Raw genomic sequence first — 16,877 nt, forward strand, 5'->3', positions numbered from 1 at the left:
GGCGGATCTTCCGCAAAGCCCGGTGCAGCCCGAACCGACTGTCGTCAATCGCAGCCGCCATCCTCACCCTGGAGAGGCACCGCTGAAAAGGCTCAATGTCTCGTTTCCCGAGCTGCTGGAGGACTACCTCGCCTCGGCGAGTCCCGATCTGGTCCGGCAGATGCTCGCGCCGTCCGTCTCTCGAGCGCCTGCTCTCACTGACGAGCCATGAAAGGGCGTCACGCTTCGTCGCGATGCGTGACGCTCCCGTCGACGAACATCCAGTAACGACTGTGGTTACTCGAACGCCAGGTTTCACTGGCCAGGAGAGCGCGATCCATCCACTCGCCGAGTTGAGGCAGCGCATGCGTCCGCAAAGCGGCGCGCGCATCCGCTCTATCACCCTTCGCTATCGGTATGACATCAATGCGGAATCCGGCCGCATCAGGGTGGGTTCCACGCCCGTAATTGAAAGGCTGGACAGCAACCCATTCGACGCCGATAACATCACCAGTATCGCTCATTTCTGAGAGAAATCTGAGATCGCTGACGTGCGACATTCTACTTCCGAGCGCCTCGCTGATATCTGTGGCAGTAAGCGGCCAGGAGCGATCACGAGGGAGCCGGCTTTTTCGTGAAGTCATAGATGAAGTATGCCATGCTGGAATGCTATGCGGACACCGGATTTGAGGCTGCGCCCGCCGCGAGGAGCCGGTAGGCGGCCGGAACGTACCGGCCGCCTACCCAAAACCTGCTACTTTCGTGTCAGATGCTTCTTGATCTTCTTCCATTCGTGCCCGCTCCGACGCTCCTGCTGCGTCGGGTTGCGGCCATAATGTTCACGGAATATTCGGTCGACTGCCTCATCGATGCTTTCACCAGCCTTCCTTCCCTTCCCCCTGGCCCAGGAGGGAATATCGCTCGCGGTTTCCTTTCCGGACTTCTTGCTGGCCTTGGCCCAAAGAACTCGGACCTTGTGGATCGCCCAGCTCTTTCCGTACCACCAGATCAGGGCGATGATCGCCACGACGGCGGCGACGCCGATGATCGTGAGTACCGTGCTGGCGCTCACTCCGCCCACCGCGAGACCGACGAGGGCGATCGCGGCCATTCGTCCGTCGAGGTCGACCATGTTGACCGGGTCGCCGCAGACGTAGTCGTAGCTGTTGCAACTGCCGCCGGCGACCGGGTCGACCTGGAGGAACCGGCCGGTGCTCGGGTCGTACAGGCGGATGCCCATCAGCGTGAGACCGGTGACGGTCTCGGACGAACGCTGCTTGCTGCCCAGCCAGTCGTAGCGGGTCGCCTCCTGGCCCGCCCGCGGATTGCCGTACTCGTCGGCGTCGAGGACGGTCGGCGCCACAGTGGTGTCGACCGGCAGCGCGAGGGTGACGTCGCTGTGCAGGTCCGACAGCAGCAGGACCGTGTCGCCCGTCTTGCTGGTGGTGGCTGCGAGATCGCCGTCGGGTCCGTCGACGTTGCGACTGAGGGCCCCGCCGGCGGTGTCCTCCACGATCCAGCGCGGGTCGTCCCCGTCGGAGTCGTAGTGGTTGAGCTTGGATCCGGTCCGGGTCCAGGTGCCGGAGGCGTTGGACTCGGTGGTCCAGGAACGGAACCGCAGGCCGGAGTCCAGGGTCCAGGTCTGACGCTGAGTGCCGGCGGTCTGCTGCTGGACGAGGTCGTTGGCGAAGTAGGCCAGCGTGCTGCCCGGCAGTGCGGTGGTGCGGCCGAAGGCGTCGTAGGTGTAGCCGGTGTTCACCAGCCGGTTGGCGCTGTCGTAGGTGTAGGAGGTGTTCGTACCGCCGGTCGTGGTGCAGTCGGTGCCCGGGGTCGCGACGGCGGTCGCGAGCGTTTTGCGGTTGCTGTTCTTGTCGAAGGTGTAGGAGCGGGTGGCGCAGATCGCGTCGGCGCCCGTGTCCTGCACCTGGGTGAGGCGGCCGGCCTTGTCGTAGGCGTAGGCCTGGGAGGCCGTCACGCCGGGCGTGCCGGTGTGGGTGGCCACTTGGCCCTGCACCGTAGCGGTGACGCTGTCGGACACCAGCACGGTGCCGTCGCTGTCGCGGGTGTAGGTGCGTGCGACAGGACGTCCGGCCGGGTCCAGGTCCTGCTGCATGGTGTAGCCACCGGGCAGGCCCTGGCTCGCCACGGTGCCGTCGGCGTCGTAGCGGGCGGAGAAGGTGCCGGCCACGGAGTCGGTCACCGAAGTGGCCAGCCCCCGCGGGTCGATGGCGGTGTCGTAAGTGTAGGTGGTGGTCGACGGCACGGTGTCGGTGACGGCGGTGGGCCTGTCGAGCGCGTCGTACCGGGTACTGGTGGTGCCGCCGTCGGCGTCCGTGTAGGACATCTGACGGCCGAGCTGGTCGAACGTCTTGGTGATGGTGCCGCCGGCCGTGGAGGTCTGCTTGATCTCATCGCCGGTGGCGGGGTCGTACGACGTGGTCGTGGCCGGGACGGGTGCCCCAACCCCGCCGGAGACGGTGACCGTGGTGGGCCGGCCGGCAGGGTCGTAATCGTTCGTGGTGGTGCGGGTGACGCTGTTGGCGGTTTCGGTGATCTTGGTGGTCTGCCCGAACGTGCCGTATTCAAGGGTCTTGACGGAAAGCTGCGTCGGGTTGGAGCCGCCGCCGGTGATCGCCGCGGCGGGGCCGGTCTGGCACACCGCGCCGGCCCATTCGGGCCTGGCGCCGCAGGTGCCGGTGCCGTCGCCGGTGTAGTAGCTGGTCAGCGTGGTTCCGGCGTCGGTGCCGGTGGAGGCGGGCAGCTGGGTCTTGGTGACGCGACCCTGGCTGTCGTACGCGGTGGTCGTGGTCAGCGCCAACCCGTCCGGGTCGGCGGTGGTGCTGGTGGCCACACCCTTGGCCCAGTCGTAGCCGATGGCCGTGACCTTGGGGTCGGCGGTCAGCGTGGGCCATGCCCTCAGCTGGGCGCCCACGGTCTGCTTGGTGACCTGGTCCTGCACTGCTGCGGTGCCGTCGGTGGGCCGGCCGCTGTCGTACTCCTTCAGGGTCTGGGCACGGGCGATGACCGTGCTGCCGGCCTGTGCGACCGCGGTTGTGCCGTTCATCAGCTTGGAGGCGAGGACGATCTGGTGCAGCGGCCCGTCTGCTTCGACTTCTCGGGTGCCGGTGCCGTTGTAGAGGGTGCTGGTCGACAGGAGCTGGGCGCGTTCGGCGGAGGACAGGTTGACGATGCCGAGCGCGGTCAGCCGGGTCCGCTGGTCGGCGGTGGTGCCCAGGGCCAGTTCGCGGTTGCTCGCGCTCAGGCTGCGGACTGTGTTGCCGAACTGGTCGTACTCGGTGGCGGTGATGTGGTGGCCCGGGGTGACCTTGTCGACCTCACGGCCGGAGGAGTCCAGGTAGTGGATGTCCGCCCGGGTGTAGCCGGCCGCGGTCAGGGTGCTGCCGTCGTTGCCCGCGGGCACCTGGTCGGCGGGGAACACCGCGGTGGCGTCGCTGGGCTTGTCGGTCTGACCCCATGAGTCCGTCGCGGAGGAGCCGAGATCCTCAGGGGCGGTCGCGCCGCTCAGCGGGACGCCGTAGACGACGCTGGTGGTGGCGGTGCCGTTGGTCTGGCTCGCGCTGCCCGGCGTGAGCGTGGGGCGCGAGGCCTTCAGCAGCATGCCGTCACCGGCCGCCGGGTTGGATCCGGCCTGCCCGTAGGTGAACGTCCACGGCAGTTGTCCCGGCGGGGTCAGCGTGCTGACGCGGCCGGAGCCGTCGTAGGTGTAGGCGGTCTTCAGCGCGGGGCTGATCCTCGGGTCCCACTGCTCGCGCAGCCGTCCGTTGCTGTCGTACGCGTACTGCGCGACGGTCTGCGAGGTGCCGGCCGAAGCGCCCGGCGCGGTCGACCACAACCTGATCGACGAGACCTGGTCCTTCACGTCGCCCAGCGCCGACGAGGTCGCGGTGGTGGTCGTCGCGTAGACGAACTCCAGTACGCGACACCCCTTGGTGGACGGCGTCGTCACACAGGTGGACGCGGAGACCGCCGACGTCGGCGCGATGATCATCTTGGGGCGCGAGGTCTTGTACGCGCCCAGCGTCACCGGCTCAGTCACCGTGGTCGTGGTGGTGTTGGACAGGCCGTCCAGGTAGGAGGAGGCGGCGCTGTAGAGCGTCGAGCTGCCGCTGACGGGGGTGAAGGTGGTGGCCTCGCCGGCTGAGGTCTTCAGCGTGAAGGTCCCGCCGAAGCTGCCGGTGAGGTCGTAGTCCTCGGAGCCCACCTCGGGGATCCAACCGGTCTTCGCGGCGTTCTGGGTGAAGGCCAGGTGGCTGTCGTCACCGGCCGCGAACACGCTCACCGACGTCGGCGAGGTCTTCGACATGCCCGACCACGGCGTGGAGGTCTGCTCGCTGGAGGCGCCGTAGAGCCATTCCTTGCCGAAGATCGGCGCCTGCTGCCCGTCACCGCCGCCCGCCTGCGGGGAGCGCGACGACGCGGTGCGGTCGACCGAGAGGCCGAAGAACGAGGCGTCGTTGTCGGAGAGTGTGTAGTCGCCGTTCAGCAGGTTCAGCGAACCCGGACCCACCTCTTCGGTGGCGGCGCCGTCCGCGGTGCGGTCCACGACCGCGTCGACCGGGTCGGAGGACGCGGTCGCGCTGTTCGGGCCGGTGAAGTCGGCGCGGATCTGCACGGCGCCGTCGGGGGTGACGGTGCTGGTGGCGTTCCAGGTGATCTTGGGACTCTTGCCCGAGGTCAGCGCGACGGGCCAGGCCGTCAGCGGCTGGCCGCCCACCGTCACGTCGCCGGCCGGGACGCTCGTCCAGGTGTCCGCGTCACCGCGGCGCCAGGAGAACGTCACGTGGTCGTACTTGGCGCCGTCGGCCTCCGCGGTGAGCGGGAGACGGGCGGCGGTGCGAGTGCCCTCGTCAGGGCTGGTGACGCCGCCGGGGCCGACGTGGAAGGTGTAGGACACCGACTCGGACTTGTTGTCCGCGCGGTCCGTCGTCCGGACCTGGAGGGTATTGGTGCCCGCCTTGGCCGGCTTGACGGTGATGTTGACCGGGGTCGTTCCGCTGGTGGCGACCTTGGTCCAGGTGGTGCCGTCCAGGGACCACTCGACGCCGTTCTGATCACCGGAGGGCGGCGTCACCTTGAACACGCCCGCCTGGCCGACGCCCTTGACCCACGAGTCCGAGGGGTAGTCCGTGGAGGTCACCGCCGTGGGCGCGGAGGGCGCCGAGGTGTCCACGGTGAACGTGGCCCAGGCCGACCAGCCCAGGTTGTAGTGGGTGCCGTCGTAGGAGTTGGTGCGGAACTTGTACGTCTTACCGTTGGTGAGCAGCCCGGAGGGGACCTTCACGGACGCCGGCTGACCGCTGGGCACGTACGGAGAGACCAGGTAGTTGCCGACCTGCGTGCCGGTCGTGGCGTCGTCGATCTCGAAGGTGCCGTCGACCTTGTCGTTGTTCATGTCCACGAACGTGTCGCTCAGTGTCGGTGTGGTCGTGTTCACGAACCACGTCCCCGACCCGTCCTGGAAGAACGGCGGACCGGCCTGCTGGTCGGTACCCGTCTTGGGCCGGTAGTTGTAGGTCACGGTCAGCTTCGGCACGTTGGACGACGCGTTGGCCGAGTTGAACCGCTTCCACTGCATGACCGACGACGCCGACGTCTCGTCCGGGGCGCGAAGCCCCATCCCGGACGTGGTGTTCTTCGCGGAGGCCCAGGCCTGGACGAGGTCGGTGACATCCGCGTTCACCCAGCCGTCCGGTGCCGAGGTGCAGCCGGGGTTGCCCTTGGTCTCCGTGGACGTGGCCATCTTCTGGTTCCACGCGGGCTGCGAACTCCACCGCGAAGCGGTTGACGCCTTGCCGGCGTCCCACACGTCCCAGGGATAGGCCTTGCAGTCCGTGTTGCCGGAATGGAAGTTCCACAGCGACAGCTTGGCGCTCGAAACCAGCGAGTCGCTGATGGGCGCGGTGTTCCAGGTGATGAACGACCGCGCGATCCGTGCGGTGCCGTCGGCGTTCTTCGTCCCCGGGTTGCCGGCGTCCAACTCCACGTCGCTGGACCAGTCGACGGTCTCACCCTGTTGGACGTAGGTGTCGAAGACGTTCGACAGCGCGGACGTCGACGGATCCACGGTCACCGGGAACTTGGTCGCCGGGTCCGCCAGGAACTTCGCGTCCGGCGTGAAGACCAGGCTGATCGTGCCCTTGGACTGCCGCACGGTGAGCTTCACCGGCGCCCGGTGAGTGTGCTCGCCCGAAACCGGGTCGACGCGGGCGTCCCACATCACCGGCGCGGGCATGACCGCCTGCTTCTTGCCCTTCTTGTCCGTGAAGAGCAGGCTGCCGTCCTTCTGCTGGACGACCTTGAGGCCCTTCGCCCTCAACGGCAGCGTGTACGAGTAACCACCGTCCTGCGGACGGGCATTGATGTTCACGAACTGCTCGAACCCGGTACGCGTCGCCTCCACGACCACGTCGCCACCAGGCACCGCACCACGGTAGGTGGCCCGGTTGCCCTTCAGTTGCGGCCTGGGCAGATCACCCCTCCACTGCAGACCGATCTGCCGGTCAGCCTCACCCAGGGTGACGAGATCCGTCGACGGGCCCGAACGCCCGCTGTCCGCAGACGCCTTGAACCCGGACCGGCCACCGGCCAGCCGCAGCCCCCGCGGATGCGCCTTCGGTGCCACGGAGCCATCACTCGCCTGCAGATCCAGGTCGACGGCACGCCAGTCGTTCCCGTCGCGGAATCGCACCGGGCCCGCCGAAAGCTCCGTGGTCAGCGAACCGTTCGGATTCACCCACGTCGTCGACGTCTCCGTGCGCTCCCCGAGCGCCTCGACGCGCTTGCCCGACAACCGTGCCAGTACCCGCGCCGACGCCAGGTCCGCGGCCGACGACGGATAGTGCTTACCGCGCTGCGACGAATCCGACTCGGCCTTGTGCCCGGCTGAACCGGTGGCGAACGCCGGTGCCGTGTCCGCGAACGCCGTCACGGCCAGAGCCAGAGCGAGCGAGCCGGCTATGCCCCGGCTCCACCCTCGCCCTGACTTCAGCAGGTCGGTTCTACGCCCGACCCACACTCTCTTCCCCACTCAAGCTCCTCATTCACAAAAGCCCCACAGATCGCAGGGCGCAGCGAAACATATCCGAACTCGAAGGGAAACAAATAAGATCAAATCACCCGGCCACATAGATAAACTCGTAAATCATTGGCAAAGAAAAAACCCAAAACAGCGAAAAGCGCACCACCTGGCAAACCTCCATGCAGCGGAATCCGTGCTCGGGCAGCCTGATCACCTCGGCTTACATGAAACAAGACATGGAGAACATGGCCGAAAATGAACTTTTCTAGTTCCCTGGTAGCCAAGTAAGTCGTCGACTCCGTGGCGTGCGAGGTCGGCCCAGGCTCGCCGAGAATTCATCTTCGCCTCGCGAATCGGCAACGACGCACAAAAGGGAATAGATTGACCGGTCAGCGAGGCCGAGGGCTACCGGGCCGACAAACACCATCTTTTGGGTGGACCGTGCCGATGGGCCACTCCCGGCGGCTGCAAGGCCTCGATCTTCCAGTGGCCGCGGGCGAGTTTCGGTGAGTTGGGCCTCGGTGGCTTCAGTTGCTCTCCAGAGGCAAGATCGTGTACGCCTGCCGGTCGAGGGCCGGATGCCCCCGCGCACCTCGCCATCGGCCCCGACACCTTATTGCGCCTGTTCGCCCCGCACGACCAGGACGGCTGCGAAGACGCCCAGCCGGACCTGATGCCCCAGCACCTCCGCCACCTCCCAGCCCATCTGCTCCGCCACGCCCGACGCCGCTTTCGGGGCAACGTGGGGACGGGAGGGTGCCCGCAAGGGGCCGGGGGGACCAGGAGCCGGCGTCACGCCCGCAGATAGGCGAGGACTGCCAGCACTCTGCGATGCGTTTCGTCCGCGGGTGGCAGGTCCAGCTTGGTGAGGATGCTGCCGATGTGCTTGCCGACGGCCGCTTCGGACACGACCAGTTCGCGGGCGATCGCGCCGTTGGACTTGCCTTCTGCGATCAAGGCCAGGACCTCCCGCTCGCGCGGTGTGAGCCGCTCCAGCGGGTCGCGGCGGCGGCGCAGCAGTTGGCGTACGACTTCGGAGTCGACGACCGTGCCTCCGTCGGCGACTTCGCCCAAGGCATCGATGAACTCCTCGACCTGGCCGACCCGGTCCTTCAGCAGGTAGCCGACGCCGGTTCCGTCGCCGGAATCCAGCAGGTCGGCAGCGTACGTCCGCTGCACGTACTGGCTGAGAACCAGGACGGGCAGTCTTGGCTGCTTCTCGCGCAGTTGCACTGCCGCATGCAGCCCCTCGTCCTGGAAAGCCGGGGGCATGCGGACGTCGGTCACGACGATGTCGGGGGCGTGTTCCTCGACGGCGGCGACCAGTGCCACGGCGTCGCCGACCGCCGCGACCACCTCGTGACCGCAGCGGGTGAGCAGACCGATGAGCCCTTCCCGCAGCAGCACGCTGTCCTCGGCCAGAACTACGCGGAGCGGTCGGTCGGTTCGCAAGGAAACTCCACACACAGCAGGGTCGGTCCGCCCGGTGGACTGGACAGGGAAAGTCTGCCATCCAGCACCGACACCCGGTCCGCGAGTCCGGTCAGTCCACTGCCGGTACCCGCGACCGCGCCACCCCGGCCATCGTCGGACACCCGCATGAAGAGGCGTCCGTCGCGGTGCTCCCCGGTCACCTTCGCGCGGTTCGCCCCGCTGTGCTTGGCGATGTTGGCGAGGGCCTCGCAGACGACGAAGTACGCGGCGGCCTCGACCGCCTGGGGCAGCCGCGCGAACAGCTCCAGCTCGACGTCCACGGGAACCGCGGAGCGGTCCGCCGCGTCGGCCACGGCGGCCTGGAGGCCGTAGTCCGCAAGGACCTTGGGGTGGATTCCGTGGATGAGTTCCCGGAGTTCCGCGAGCGCCCTGCCCGCCTCGTCGTGAGCCTTGGCGAGCTGGTCGGCCAGCGGGCCCGGCGGGGCGTCCAGACGGGCCAGCCCGAGCGTCATCGTCAGCGACACCAGCCGTTGCTGCGCCCCGTCGTGCAGATCGCGCTCAATGCGGCGCCTCTCCGCCTCGAAGGCATCGACCAGCCGGAAACGCGAGCGCGTCAGTTCCACGACCTTCGCCCCCAGGTCGCTCTCCCGCGGCGCGATCAGCAGACGCGTCAGTTCTGCCCTGGCACCAGCCGCGGCCCCGAGGGCATAGCCGCCCAGGGCGAGGAGGACGAGCCCCAGGACGGCGATCCCGAAGGCCGCCGGCCAGGTGGTGACCGTCCAGACCTTGAGCACCTTGGTCTCCTGGCCGTCACCAACCGTCGCCATCACCAGCGGGGACGCGATCATCGCCAGCGGGAAGAGCAGACCGATCATGATGGCGAAGGCGTCGACAGGCCACAACAGCCCGGCGAAAAGCAGCGCGTATCCCAGTTCCCGCCAAGTCGCCTGTTCCCGCAGTCGCGTGGTCAGCCACGTCCACAATCCCTTGGCAGCCGGCACCTGGTGCTGGTCGGCGATCGGGTCACGGTCGATCAGGCGCAGCCGGCGCCGCTCCACCCACGCCACCGGGATTCCGGCGAGGGCCAGGAGGACGAGCAGGGGCAACCCTACGAGTACTACGACGAGGACGCCGCCGACCACCGCCGTGCTCGCGATCCCCACAAGGACGACAGCGCCGGTCAGCGTACCGGTGAGCAGGTAGGTGATCGACCGCCATGGCCAGACCGAGAGCAGGAAGCCCGGCCTGGTCATGGCCTGCCACACGTTCCGAGGCTGCATGCCGTCACCGTAGAAGGTGCGGCCGGGCCGGTGCCATCGGTCCAGGGGGCGGTCCGGGGGTAGGGCCAGCCTTACCCCCGGTGGTATGGCAGCAGTTCATGACCTGTCCCGTGCAGGGTTCTGCCACGGCAACTTGCCGCCGCGCCGAAGGCACGATTCCGCGAGCTCTCGGCGTGACCATTGGCCGAAGGGTGCCTCGCCGACTCCCGGCTGACCAGGGCGAGCTGACCGGAGTGGCGTGGGTAGGCCTGGCCCTACCCCAAGTCTCGCTTCTGCCGCACTGCGCCGCGATGCCCCCACGCGGTTTCGTGGAGGCACCGAGCGGACGAGGGAGGCGGCCCCCTGATGATGGGATGGCTCGCGGAGCACATGGGGGCGTACGGGAGTTCCGGCGTCCTCGGCGCGGTGCTGCTGCTGCCGGCGCTGGAAGCGGCGCTGCCGGTGGTGGGTGTGCTCCTGCCGGGGCAGACGGCCGTGGTCCTGGGCGGTGCGCTCGCCTGGAGCGGCGTCGTCACCGTCGAGGCCGCGCTGGTCGCCGCGGTCGTCGGTGCGGTCGTCGGCAATGTCGTCGGGTACGCGGTCGGGCACCGCTGGCGGGCACGGGTCCTGGCTCCCCTGTGGAGCCCGGCAGGCCGGCGCGGACACGCCGAGCGGGCGCTCGGCCTGATCGAACGGCGCGGCGGTTGCGCGGTGTTCGTCGGACGCTTCACCGCCGTCCTGCGCACGCTCGTGCCCACCCTGTGCGGGGCGACCGGCATGCCGCTGCGGCGTTACCTCCTGTGGTCCGTGGTCAGCAGCGCCGTATGGGCACCGGCCTTCGTCCTGATCGGGTACGTCATGGGGCCCGCGGGGCCTGGCTGACAGTCCTCGGCGACCCACCGAGATTTCGAACCGCCCCTCGAGGCAAGCAGGTTGCTGCCGATGCAGTCACCTGCCACACACCTGCGCCAGCACCGCGTCCCGCCGGAGGCGCGGCGGACCCGGCACCGAACCGACAGACCGAACAGACAGTGGGGACAGGAGACAGATGAACAAGGACGCCATCCAGTTGCGCTCCGTCAGCAGGCGGTACGGGTCGGATGACAACGCGGTGACGGCACTCGACCAGGTCTCGCTCTCCTTCCCGGAGGGCACGTTCACGGCCGTCATGGGCCCCTCCGGGTCAGGCAAGTCGACCCTGCTGCAGTGCGCCGCCGGGCTGGACCGCCCCACATCGGGATCGGTCGTCGTGGGCGGGACGGACCTGACGAAACTGAACGAGACCAAGCTGACCCTGCTGCGGCGCGAACACATCGGGTTCGTCTTCCAGTCGTTCAACCTGCTGCCGTCCCTGACCGCCGCGCAGAACGTGGCGCTGCCCCTGCGGCTCGCCGGCCGCCGCCCGGCCAGGGCCAGGGTGCGCGAAGTGCTGGAGCAGGTCGGCCTCGGTGACCGGGCACGGCATCGCCCGACAGAGATGTCCGGCGGCCAGCAGCAGCGCGTGGCCCTCGCCCGCGCCCTGATCACCAGCCCCCAGGTGCTCTTCGGCGACGAGCCGACCGGCGCCCTCGACTCGCAGACCGGCCGTGAGGTGCTGAAGCTGCTGCGAGGCATGGTCGACGCGGAGGGCCAGACGGTCGTCATGGTCACCCACGACCCGGTCGCCGCCTCGTACGCCGACCGCATCGTCTTCCTCGTCGACGGGCGGGTCAACGGCGAGATGGTCGGGGCGAGCGCCGACGACATCGCCACCCGCATGACGAAACTGGAGGCCGCGCCGTGCTGAGTGTCGCCCTGCGCACCCTGCGCAGCCGCTGGATCACATTCGTCGGCAGCTTCGTCGCGCTCTCGCTCGGTGTCGCGCTGATCGCCGTCATGGGTCTGGCCCTCGCCTCGTCGGTGCATGCGCCCGACCGAAAGCCGGAACGGTTCGCCGCTGCGCCGGTCGTGGTGAAGGGGGCGGACACCCTGCGCGTGTCCACCTCGATCGGGGACCGGGTGCAGAAGCTCGCCCAGCCGCGCGCCGTGCCCGCCGCCGTCGTCGCGAATCTGCGGAAGCTCGGCACCGTCGTCGAGGACCGGTCGTTCGCTATACGGGCCCAGGGCGGGCCCGGGGATCTGATGGGCCACCCCTGGTCCACGGCCGCCTTCGCCCCGTACCGGCTCGACGCCGGACGCGCGCCCCGCGCCGCCGAAGAGGTCGTCGTCAGCGGCAGCTGGGCGAAGCCGGGCGAGCGCGTATGGACCGATCGAGGAACCGTGCGCGTGGTCGGAAACGTCACCGGGCACGGCTTCGAGAACGCCGTGTTCTACACCGACGCACGCGCGGCCCAACTCTGGCCGACCAGCACCCAGTTGGCCGTGAACGCGGAGGCGTCGGCCGTGCGCACGGCGGTGGGCGGCAGCGCTGGTGTCCAGGTCCTCACCGGTGACGCGCGCCGCCAAGCCGACGCCGATCCCGACCGGGACAGAGAGGCCCTGACCGCGATGAACGCCATATTCGGCACCGCGGGCGGCGTCACCACCTTCGTGTCGGTGTTCGTGGTGGCGTCCACTTTCGCCTTCTCCGTCGCCCAGCGGCGCCGCGAGTTCGGACTGCTGCGCACGGCCGGGGCGACTCCGGGGCAGATCCGCCGGATGGTCTTCGTCGAGGCTCTCTCGGTCGGCGTGCTCGCCTCCGCCGCCGGTTGCGTACTCGGTGCCTGGGGCGCAGCCCGGCTCGCCGCCTGGGTCGTCGACGGCGGACTCGCCCCCGGCTGGTTCACCATCGGGGCCGCCACCTGGCCGTACTGCATGGCCTTCGGGATCGGCCTGCTCGTCGCGCTGTGCGGTGTGGTGGCCGCGTCCTGGCGGGCGGGCCGCACCGGCCCCACCCAGGCGCTGCGCGAGGCGTCCGTGGACACCAGGACGATGACCTGGGGCCGCTGGCTGTTCGGCGCCGGGCTGCTGCTGACGGCGGCCGTGACCTTGGGGATGGCTCTGCTCAGCGACCCGGGTGACCTGTTGCACCGCAAGACCTATGTGAGCCGTCCGATGCTGCTGATCACCGCGGTGGCCCTGCTCGCGCCCGTCGTGGTGCGCCCGCTGACCCGGCTGATCGCCTGGCTTCCGGCTCAACTGCCGGGCGCCGGCGGCATGCTGGTGCGGGAGAACGCGGCTGCCGGTGTCCGCCGTACCGCCGCGATCGCCGCGCCCGTCCTGGTCACGGTCGCCCTCGCGGGCTCGCTGCTCGGGGCCACGGCCACGCTGAACGAGGCGAAGGCCACGGAGACCCGCGAGCAGACGGCCGCCGCCTACGTCATCACTCCGGCGAGCGGCGCCGGCTTCGACGCGGCGACGCTGCGGAAGGTGCGCGCGGTGCCCGGCGCCGAGGTGTCCGCGACCTCGTCGAGCGCCGTCTACGTCCTGGAGGACGGCGTGGCGCTCAGCAAGGACGAGGCCCGCGCCGCCGATCCCGGCCCGCTGGCCGCCACCAGGCACCTGCCGGTCGTGGCCGGGAAGGTGAGCGCCCTCGACGACGACTCGATCATCGTCAACGAGGAGTGGCAGCAGCACACCGTGGGGCAGCACGTGCGGGTGTGGCTCGGCGACGGCACGCGGAAGACACTGCGGATCGCCGCGGTGATGACCGCCGGCACCGGCAACAACGGCGTCTACGTCACCCCGCGCAACACCCCGGGTGCGAGCGTCGACCGGATCGACGTCGCCCTCGCGGACGGCGCCGACGCGAACGCCCTGGCCGCCGGGCTGCGCAGCGCGGTACGCGCCTCGGGCGGGCAGGTGTTCACCAAGTCCCAGTGGGTTCAGGCGAGTTACCCCGCGACAAACCGGACGACCCGGATGGGCTTCCTGCTGGTCCTCGGCATCGCCCTCCTCTACACGGGCATCTCCCTGGCCAACACCATGGTCATGGCGACCTCCGACCGGGTCCGCGACCTGGCCGTACTCCGCCTGGCCGGAGCCACCCGCCGGCAGGTGCTGCGGCTCGTGGGCGCCGAGGCGCTGATGGTCGTAGCCGTCGGCGGAGTGCTGGGGCTCCTGGTCGCGGCGCTCAATCTGGCGGGCATGTGGAGCGCCCTGGGCCTGCTGTCGGTGTGGACCACGATCCAGCTTCCCTGGACGGCCATCGGTACGGCCGTGGGTGCCTGCGCGGTGCTCGCCGTGATCTCGTCCGTCGCCCCCGCCTCGATCGCCCTGCGCCGCCGGGCGGTGGAACTGGCGGGCATGCGGGAGTGACCGTCTCGAAAAGGGCTTCCGGCCATAGGCCAGAGGCCCTTTCTCAGGCAAAGCCGCAGGTGGCGGCAGACGAGTCGGGCTGTACGCCGGGTTCTGTTCCCCGGTCCCTCGCGGGAGTCGGGGTGACGGCCATCCATCTAGGGCCGGTGTTGCCACCGGCCTCGTGCGGTCTACCCGGGGACTTGGGCGGGCAGCCCTCGAACGTCCCCGCAGAGCGCTTTTCACGGCGCTCCTTTTGACCTTGCTCCGGGTGGGGTTTACCTAGCTGCCCAGGTCACCCTGGGCACTGGTGGTCTCTTACACCGCCGTTTCACCCTTACCCGGCACCGAAGTGCCGGGCGGTTTGTTTTCTGTGGCACTGTCCCGTGGGTCGCCCCAGGTGGCCGTTAGCCACCACCCTGCCCTGTGGAGCCCGGACGTTCCTCGGGGAGCCCCTCAAGGGGATTCCACGCGGCCGTCCGCCCGGCTCGTCTGCCGTGATGACCATGCTACCCGGCGTGTGCGGGTGCCCGCGGACGGACCGGATGGACCGGACGGACCGGCGGGGTCGTGGGGAACAGCGGCCACAGGGCCCGCCGTCGTCGCCAGGACCGAACCCGCCAGGATCAGCGTGAACGCCGCTCCGATGCCCCACGTCAGGTCCTCGCCCAGGAAGAGGGCTCCGGCCGCCACCGCGACCGCCGGGTTGACGTACGTGAAGACCGTCGCCCTGGTCGGGCCGACCTCTCTGATCAATTCGAGGAACGCGACGAAGGCCAGGGCCGTGCAGATCACGCCCAGGCCCAGCAGGGCCGACAGGACCGAGGCGGAGGGGAGGGAGGAGGGCCAGGAGAGGGCCGCCGAGGGGGCGTAGACCAGGGCCGCCAGGGCAAGGCACGGGGCTGTGAGCTGCAGGGTGGGGACGTCCTTCAGCCAGCGGGACGCGATCAGGGGTGCCGTCGCATAGCCGAGGACCGTGAGGAGTACTTCGACCAGGGAGCGGGCATCTCCGCCGGTCAGGTGGGGGATGGTCAGGACGGCCACTCCGGCGAGGCCCAGGCCCAGGCCCACCATCCGACGTACGCCCAGCCGCTCCGCGTTGCCGAAGAAGCGGGCCAGCACGACCCCGACTATCGGTACGCCCGCGATCAGCAGGCCCGCCGTCGAGCTGGACAGGTGGCGCTCGGCGTCGGTGAGGGTGAACCACGGGCCGATGATCTCTATGCACGCGAAGGCCAGCATCGGCAGCCAGTGGGAGCGGAGGACGCGGAGCAGACCGCCGCCTCGGACCGCGAACGGCAGCAACAGCAGCGCGCCCAGGGCGCAGCGCGTGAAGACCACCATCGAGGGGGACAGGGGGGCGTCCACCGCTACCTTGATCATCAGGTACGGGATACCCCAGACCACTCCCATCAGGGAGAACAGGAACCAGCCGCGTGCAGTCATGCGGACAGGATCCGCCGAGCCGCTACCTGCCGTCTTGAACGCTGTTGCGGTACGCCGCCGGCGTCACCCCCAGCACCCTCCGGAACCAGCGCGTCAGGTGGGCCTGGTCCGCGAAGCCGACCAGGGGCGCGACCTCCGCAGGGCGCAGGCCCGCGTCCAGGAGGCGGCGGGCCCGGCTCACGCGGTGCTGGGCCAGCCAGGCGTACGGCGGTATCCCCATCGTCGTACGGAAGGCGCGGAGGAGTTGGTAGCGAGACAGGTTCAGCTCGGTGGCCAGGGATGCGAGGGAGGGGGGCTCGAGGAGTTCGTCCGCCAGGCGGTCTCGGACGAGCAGGGCTATGCGCTCTGCTCCCGGGACCTCGTCGGTCGTGGGGCGGGCCGTCGAGTGGCGGCGGGCCAGGGCCGTCAGGAGCCAGGGCAGGCGGGACTCCGTCTCCAGGGGGTCGGGGCAGGCGCTCAGTTCGGTGTGGGTGGAGAGGATGGCTGCGGCCAGTTCCGGGTCGTCTATCAGAGGGTCGCGGAAGTGGGGGAGGCCGCCGAGGGTGCCGTCGGTGAGGAGGGTGGTGTCGGCGTAGAGGGCGCGGTAGGCGTAGCCGTCGGTTGCGTTTCCCGGGCCGCCGGTGTGGACCTCGTCGGGGGCCAGGACGACGATCGAGCCCGGACCCGTGCGGATGTGGCCGCCTCGGTAGTCGATGACCTCGGAGCCGCCGACGCAGACCCCGACCGTGAACTCGTCGTGGGCGTGCGGCGAGTAGACGTGTTTGTCGAAGCGGGCGGTCAGGAGGTCGAGGGAGGGACCGCAGCGGCCCAGCCGCGTCCTCGTCCACAGCGCCTCTTCCATGCGTCGCCCCCATTCGCGTCGTGCCTAGGGTGCAACGCCGGGAGGGTCAGAGAAAGTCCGCTGTCTCCAGGTCGAAGGCGAACGGTTCGGGGAGGGTAAGGGGCTTGCCGAGGGGGCGCGTGCAGTGCTCTCGGTAGTCGTCGTCCTCGGGGTCGCTGAACAGCGTGACGGATGAGGCCTCGCGGTCGATGAGCAGGTAGAGCGGGATGGCGCCGCGGGCGTAGCAACGGCGCTTGGCCTCCCGGTCGGCCCTGGGCTTGGTGGAAGTCACCTCCAGCACCATGGCGACCCCCTCGCAGGGCATCCAGGAGTCGGCACCGCGATAGAGCCGCAGCTCCCTGGGAGCGAAAGTGCCGTCCGGGATCACGTGGTCCCTGGGGCAACCGCCGCCGCTTCGCAGCTTCAGCCCCTTGTTACCGGAGAACTGCATGTCGGTCCGGGACCGCCGATACACCTGATTGACGATGAGCTCGATGTAGTCCTCGTGGTCCCCGTCCGGCAGCGGTGTCACGACGATTTCCCCCTCAATCAGCTCGGCCCGGAACCCCTCCGGGGTGTCGAGGGACAGGAAAATGTCCAGAAGCCCCTCGGCCAGCGTGGTGGGCTCGTGCGCCACAGCGGTCATGTCACGCCCCTCCTTCGGTTGTTCGCCAGACTGGGACAT

10 protein-coding genes, 1 other RNA gene and 1 pseudogene are annotated in these 16,877 nt (G+C 69.4%); 4 read left to right on the forward strand and 8 right to left on the reverse strand.

What is annotated here, in order from left to right; translation table 11 throughout:
• A partial coding sequence (locus tag ACWCQ1_RS21780; RefSeq protein ID WP_451027146.1) for a hypothetical protein occupies positions 1–211 on the forward strand: 211 nt, incomplete at its 5' end.
• 7 nt (positions 212–218) lie between these two features.
• Here ACWCQ1_RS21780 and ACWCQ1_RS21785 read toward each other — a convergent pair.
• The 4 genes from ACWCQ1_RS21785 to ACWCQ1_RS21800 form a co-directional block, all read right to left on the reverse strand.
• The gene (locus tag ACWCQ1_RS21785; RefSeq protein ID WP_451027147.1) at positions 219–539 is read right to left on the reverse strand and encodes a hypothetical protein; all 321 of its coding nucleotides are present in this window, start codon (positions 537–539) and stop codon (positions 219–221) included.
• Positions 540–733: 194 nt separating this feature from the next.
• Positions 734–6,934, reverse strand: coding sequence for a DNRLRE domain-containing protein (locus tag ACWCQ1_RS21790; protein WP_451027230.1), 6,201 nt, complete (start codon positions 6,932–6,934; stop codon positions 734–736).
• Between the two features lie 876 nt (positions 6,935–7,810).
• Positions 7,811–8,470, reverse strand: a complete 660-nt coding sequence (locus ACWCQ1_RS21795; protein WP_451027148.1) for a response regulator — start codon at positions 8,468–8,470, stop codon at positions 7,811–7,813.
• Positions 8,443–9,705 carry a sensor domain-containing protein gene (locus tag ACWCQ1_RS21800; protein WP_451027231.1) on the reverse strand — a complete coding sequence of 421 codons (1,263 nt, stop codon included), beginning with the start codon at positions 9,703–9,705 and terminating at the stop codon, positions 8,443–8,445. Before ACWCQ1_RS21800 ends, ACWCQ1_RS21795 begins: the two co-directional genes overlap by 28 nt.
• Before the next feature lie 372 nt (positions 9,706–10,077).
• Between ACWCQ1_RS21800 and ACWCQ1_RS21805 the strand changes: the two genes are divergently transcribed.
• The 3 genes from ACWCQ1_RS21805 (at position 10,078) to ACWCQ1_RS21815 (ending at position 13,947) form a co-directional block, all read left to right on the forward strand.
• Complete coding sequence (locus ACWCQ1_RS21805; RefSeq protein WP_451027149.1) at positions 10,078–10,593, forward strand: DedA family protein; 516 nt, start codon at positions 10,078–10,080, stop codon at positions 10,591–10,593.
• A gap of 166 nt (positions 10,594–10,759) precedes the next feature.
• Complete coding sequence (locus ACWCQ1_RS21810) at positions 10,760–11,497, forward strand: ABC transporter ATP-binding protein (protein ID WP_358593608.1); 738 nt, start codon at positions 10,760–10,762, stop codon at positions 11,495–11,497.
• Complete coding sequence (locus ACWCQ1_RS21815) at positions 11,491–13,947, forward strand: FtsX-like permease family protein (protein ID WP_451027150.1); 2,457 nt, start codon at positions 11,491–11,493, stop codon at positions 13,945–13,947. Before ACWCQ1_RS21810 ends, ACWCQ1_RS21815 begins: the two co-directional genes overlap by 7 nt.
• A 66-nt stretch (positions 13,948–14,013) precedes the next feature.
• Here the strand turns inward: ACWCQ1_RS21815 and rnpB are convergent.
• From rnpB to ACWCQ1_RS21835, 4 genes and pseudogenes are all read right to left on the reverse strand, one after another.
• An RNA gene (gene rnpB, locus ACWCQ1_RS21820) (RNase P RNA component class A) lies at positions 14,014–14,417 on the reverse strand.
• A 169-nt stretch (positions 14,418–14,586) separates the two neighbouring features.
• A pseudogene (locus ACWCQ1_RS21825) lies at positions 14,587–15,372 on the reverse strand (DMT family transporter); the annotation flags it as partial.
• Positions 15,373–15,394: 22 nt separating this feature from the next.
• Positions 15,395–16,213, reverse strand: a complete 819-nt coding sequence (locus ACWCQ1_RS21830; RefSeq protein WP_451027151.1) for a helix-turn-helix domain-containing protein — start codon at positions 16,211–16,213, stop codon at positions 15,395–15,397.
• A gap of 46 nt (positions 16,214–16,259) precedes the next feature.
• Positions 16,260–16,838, reverse strand: a complete 579-nt coding sequence (locus ACWCQ1_RS21835) for a Uma2 family endonuclease (RefSeq protein WP_451027152.1) — start codon at positions 16,836–16,838, stop codon at positions 16,260–16,262.
• Positions 16,839–16,877 lie beyond the last annotated feature (39 nt).

Source organism: Streptomyces sp. NPDC002144 (assembly GCF_053593695.1).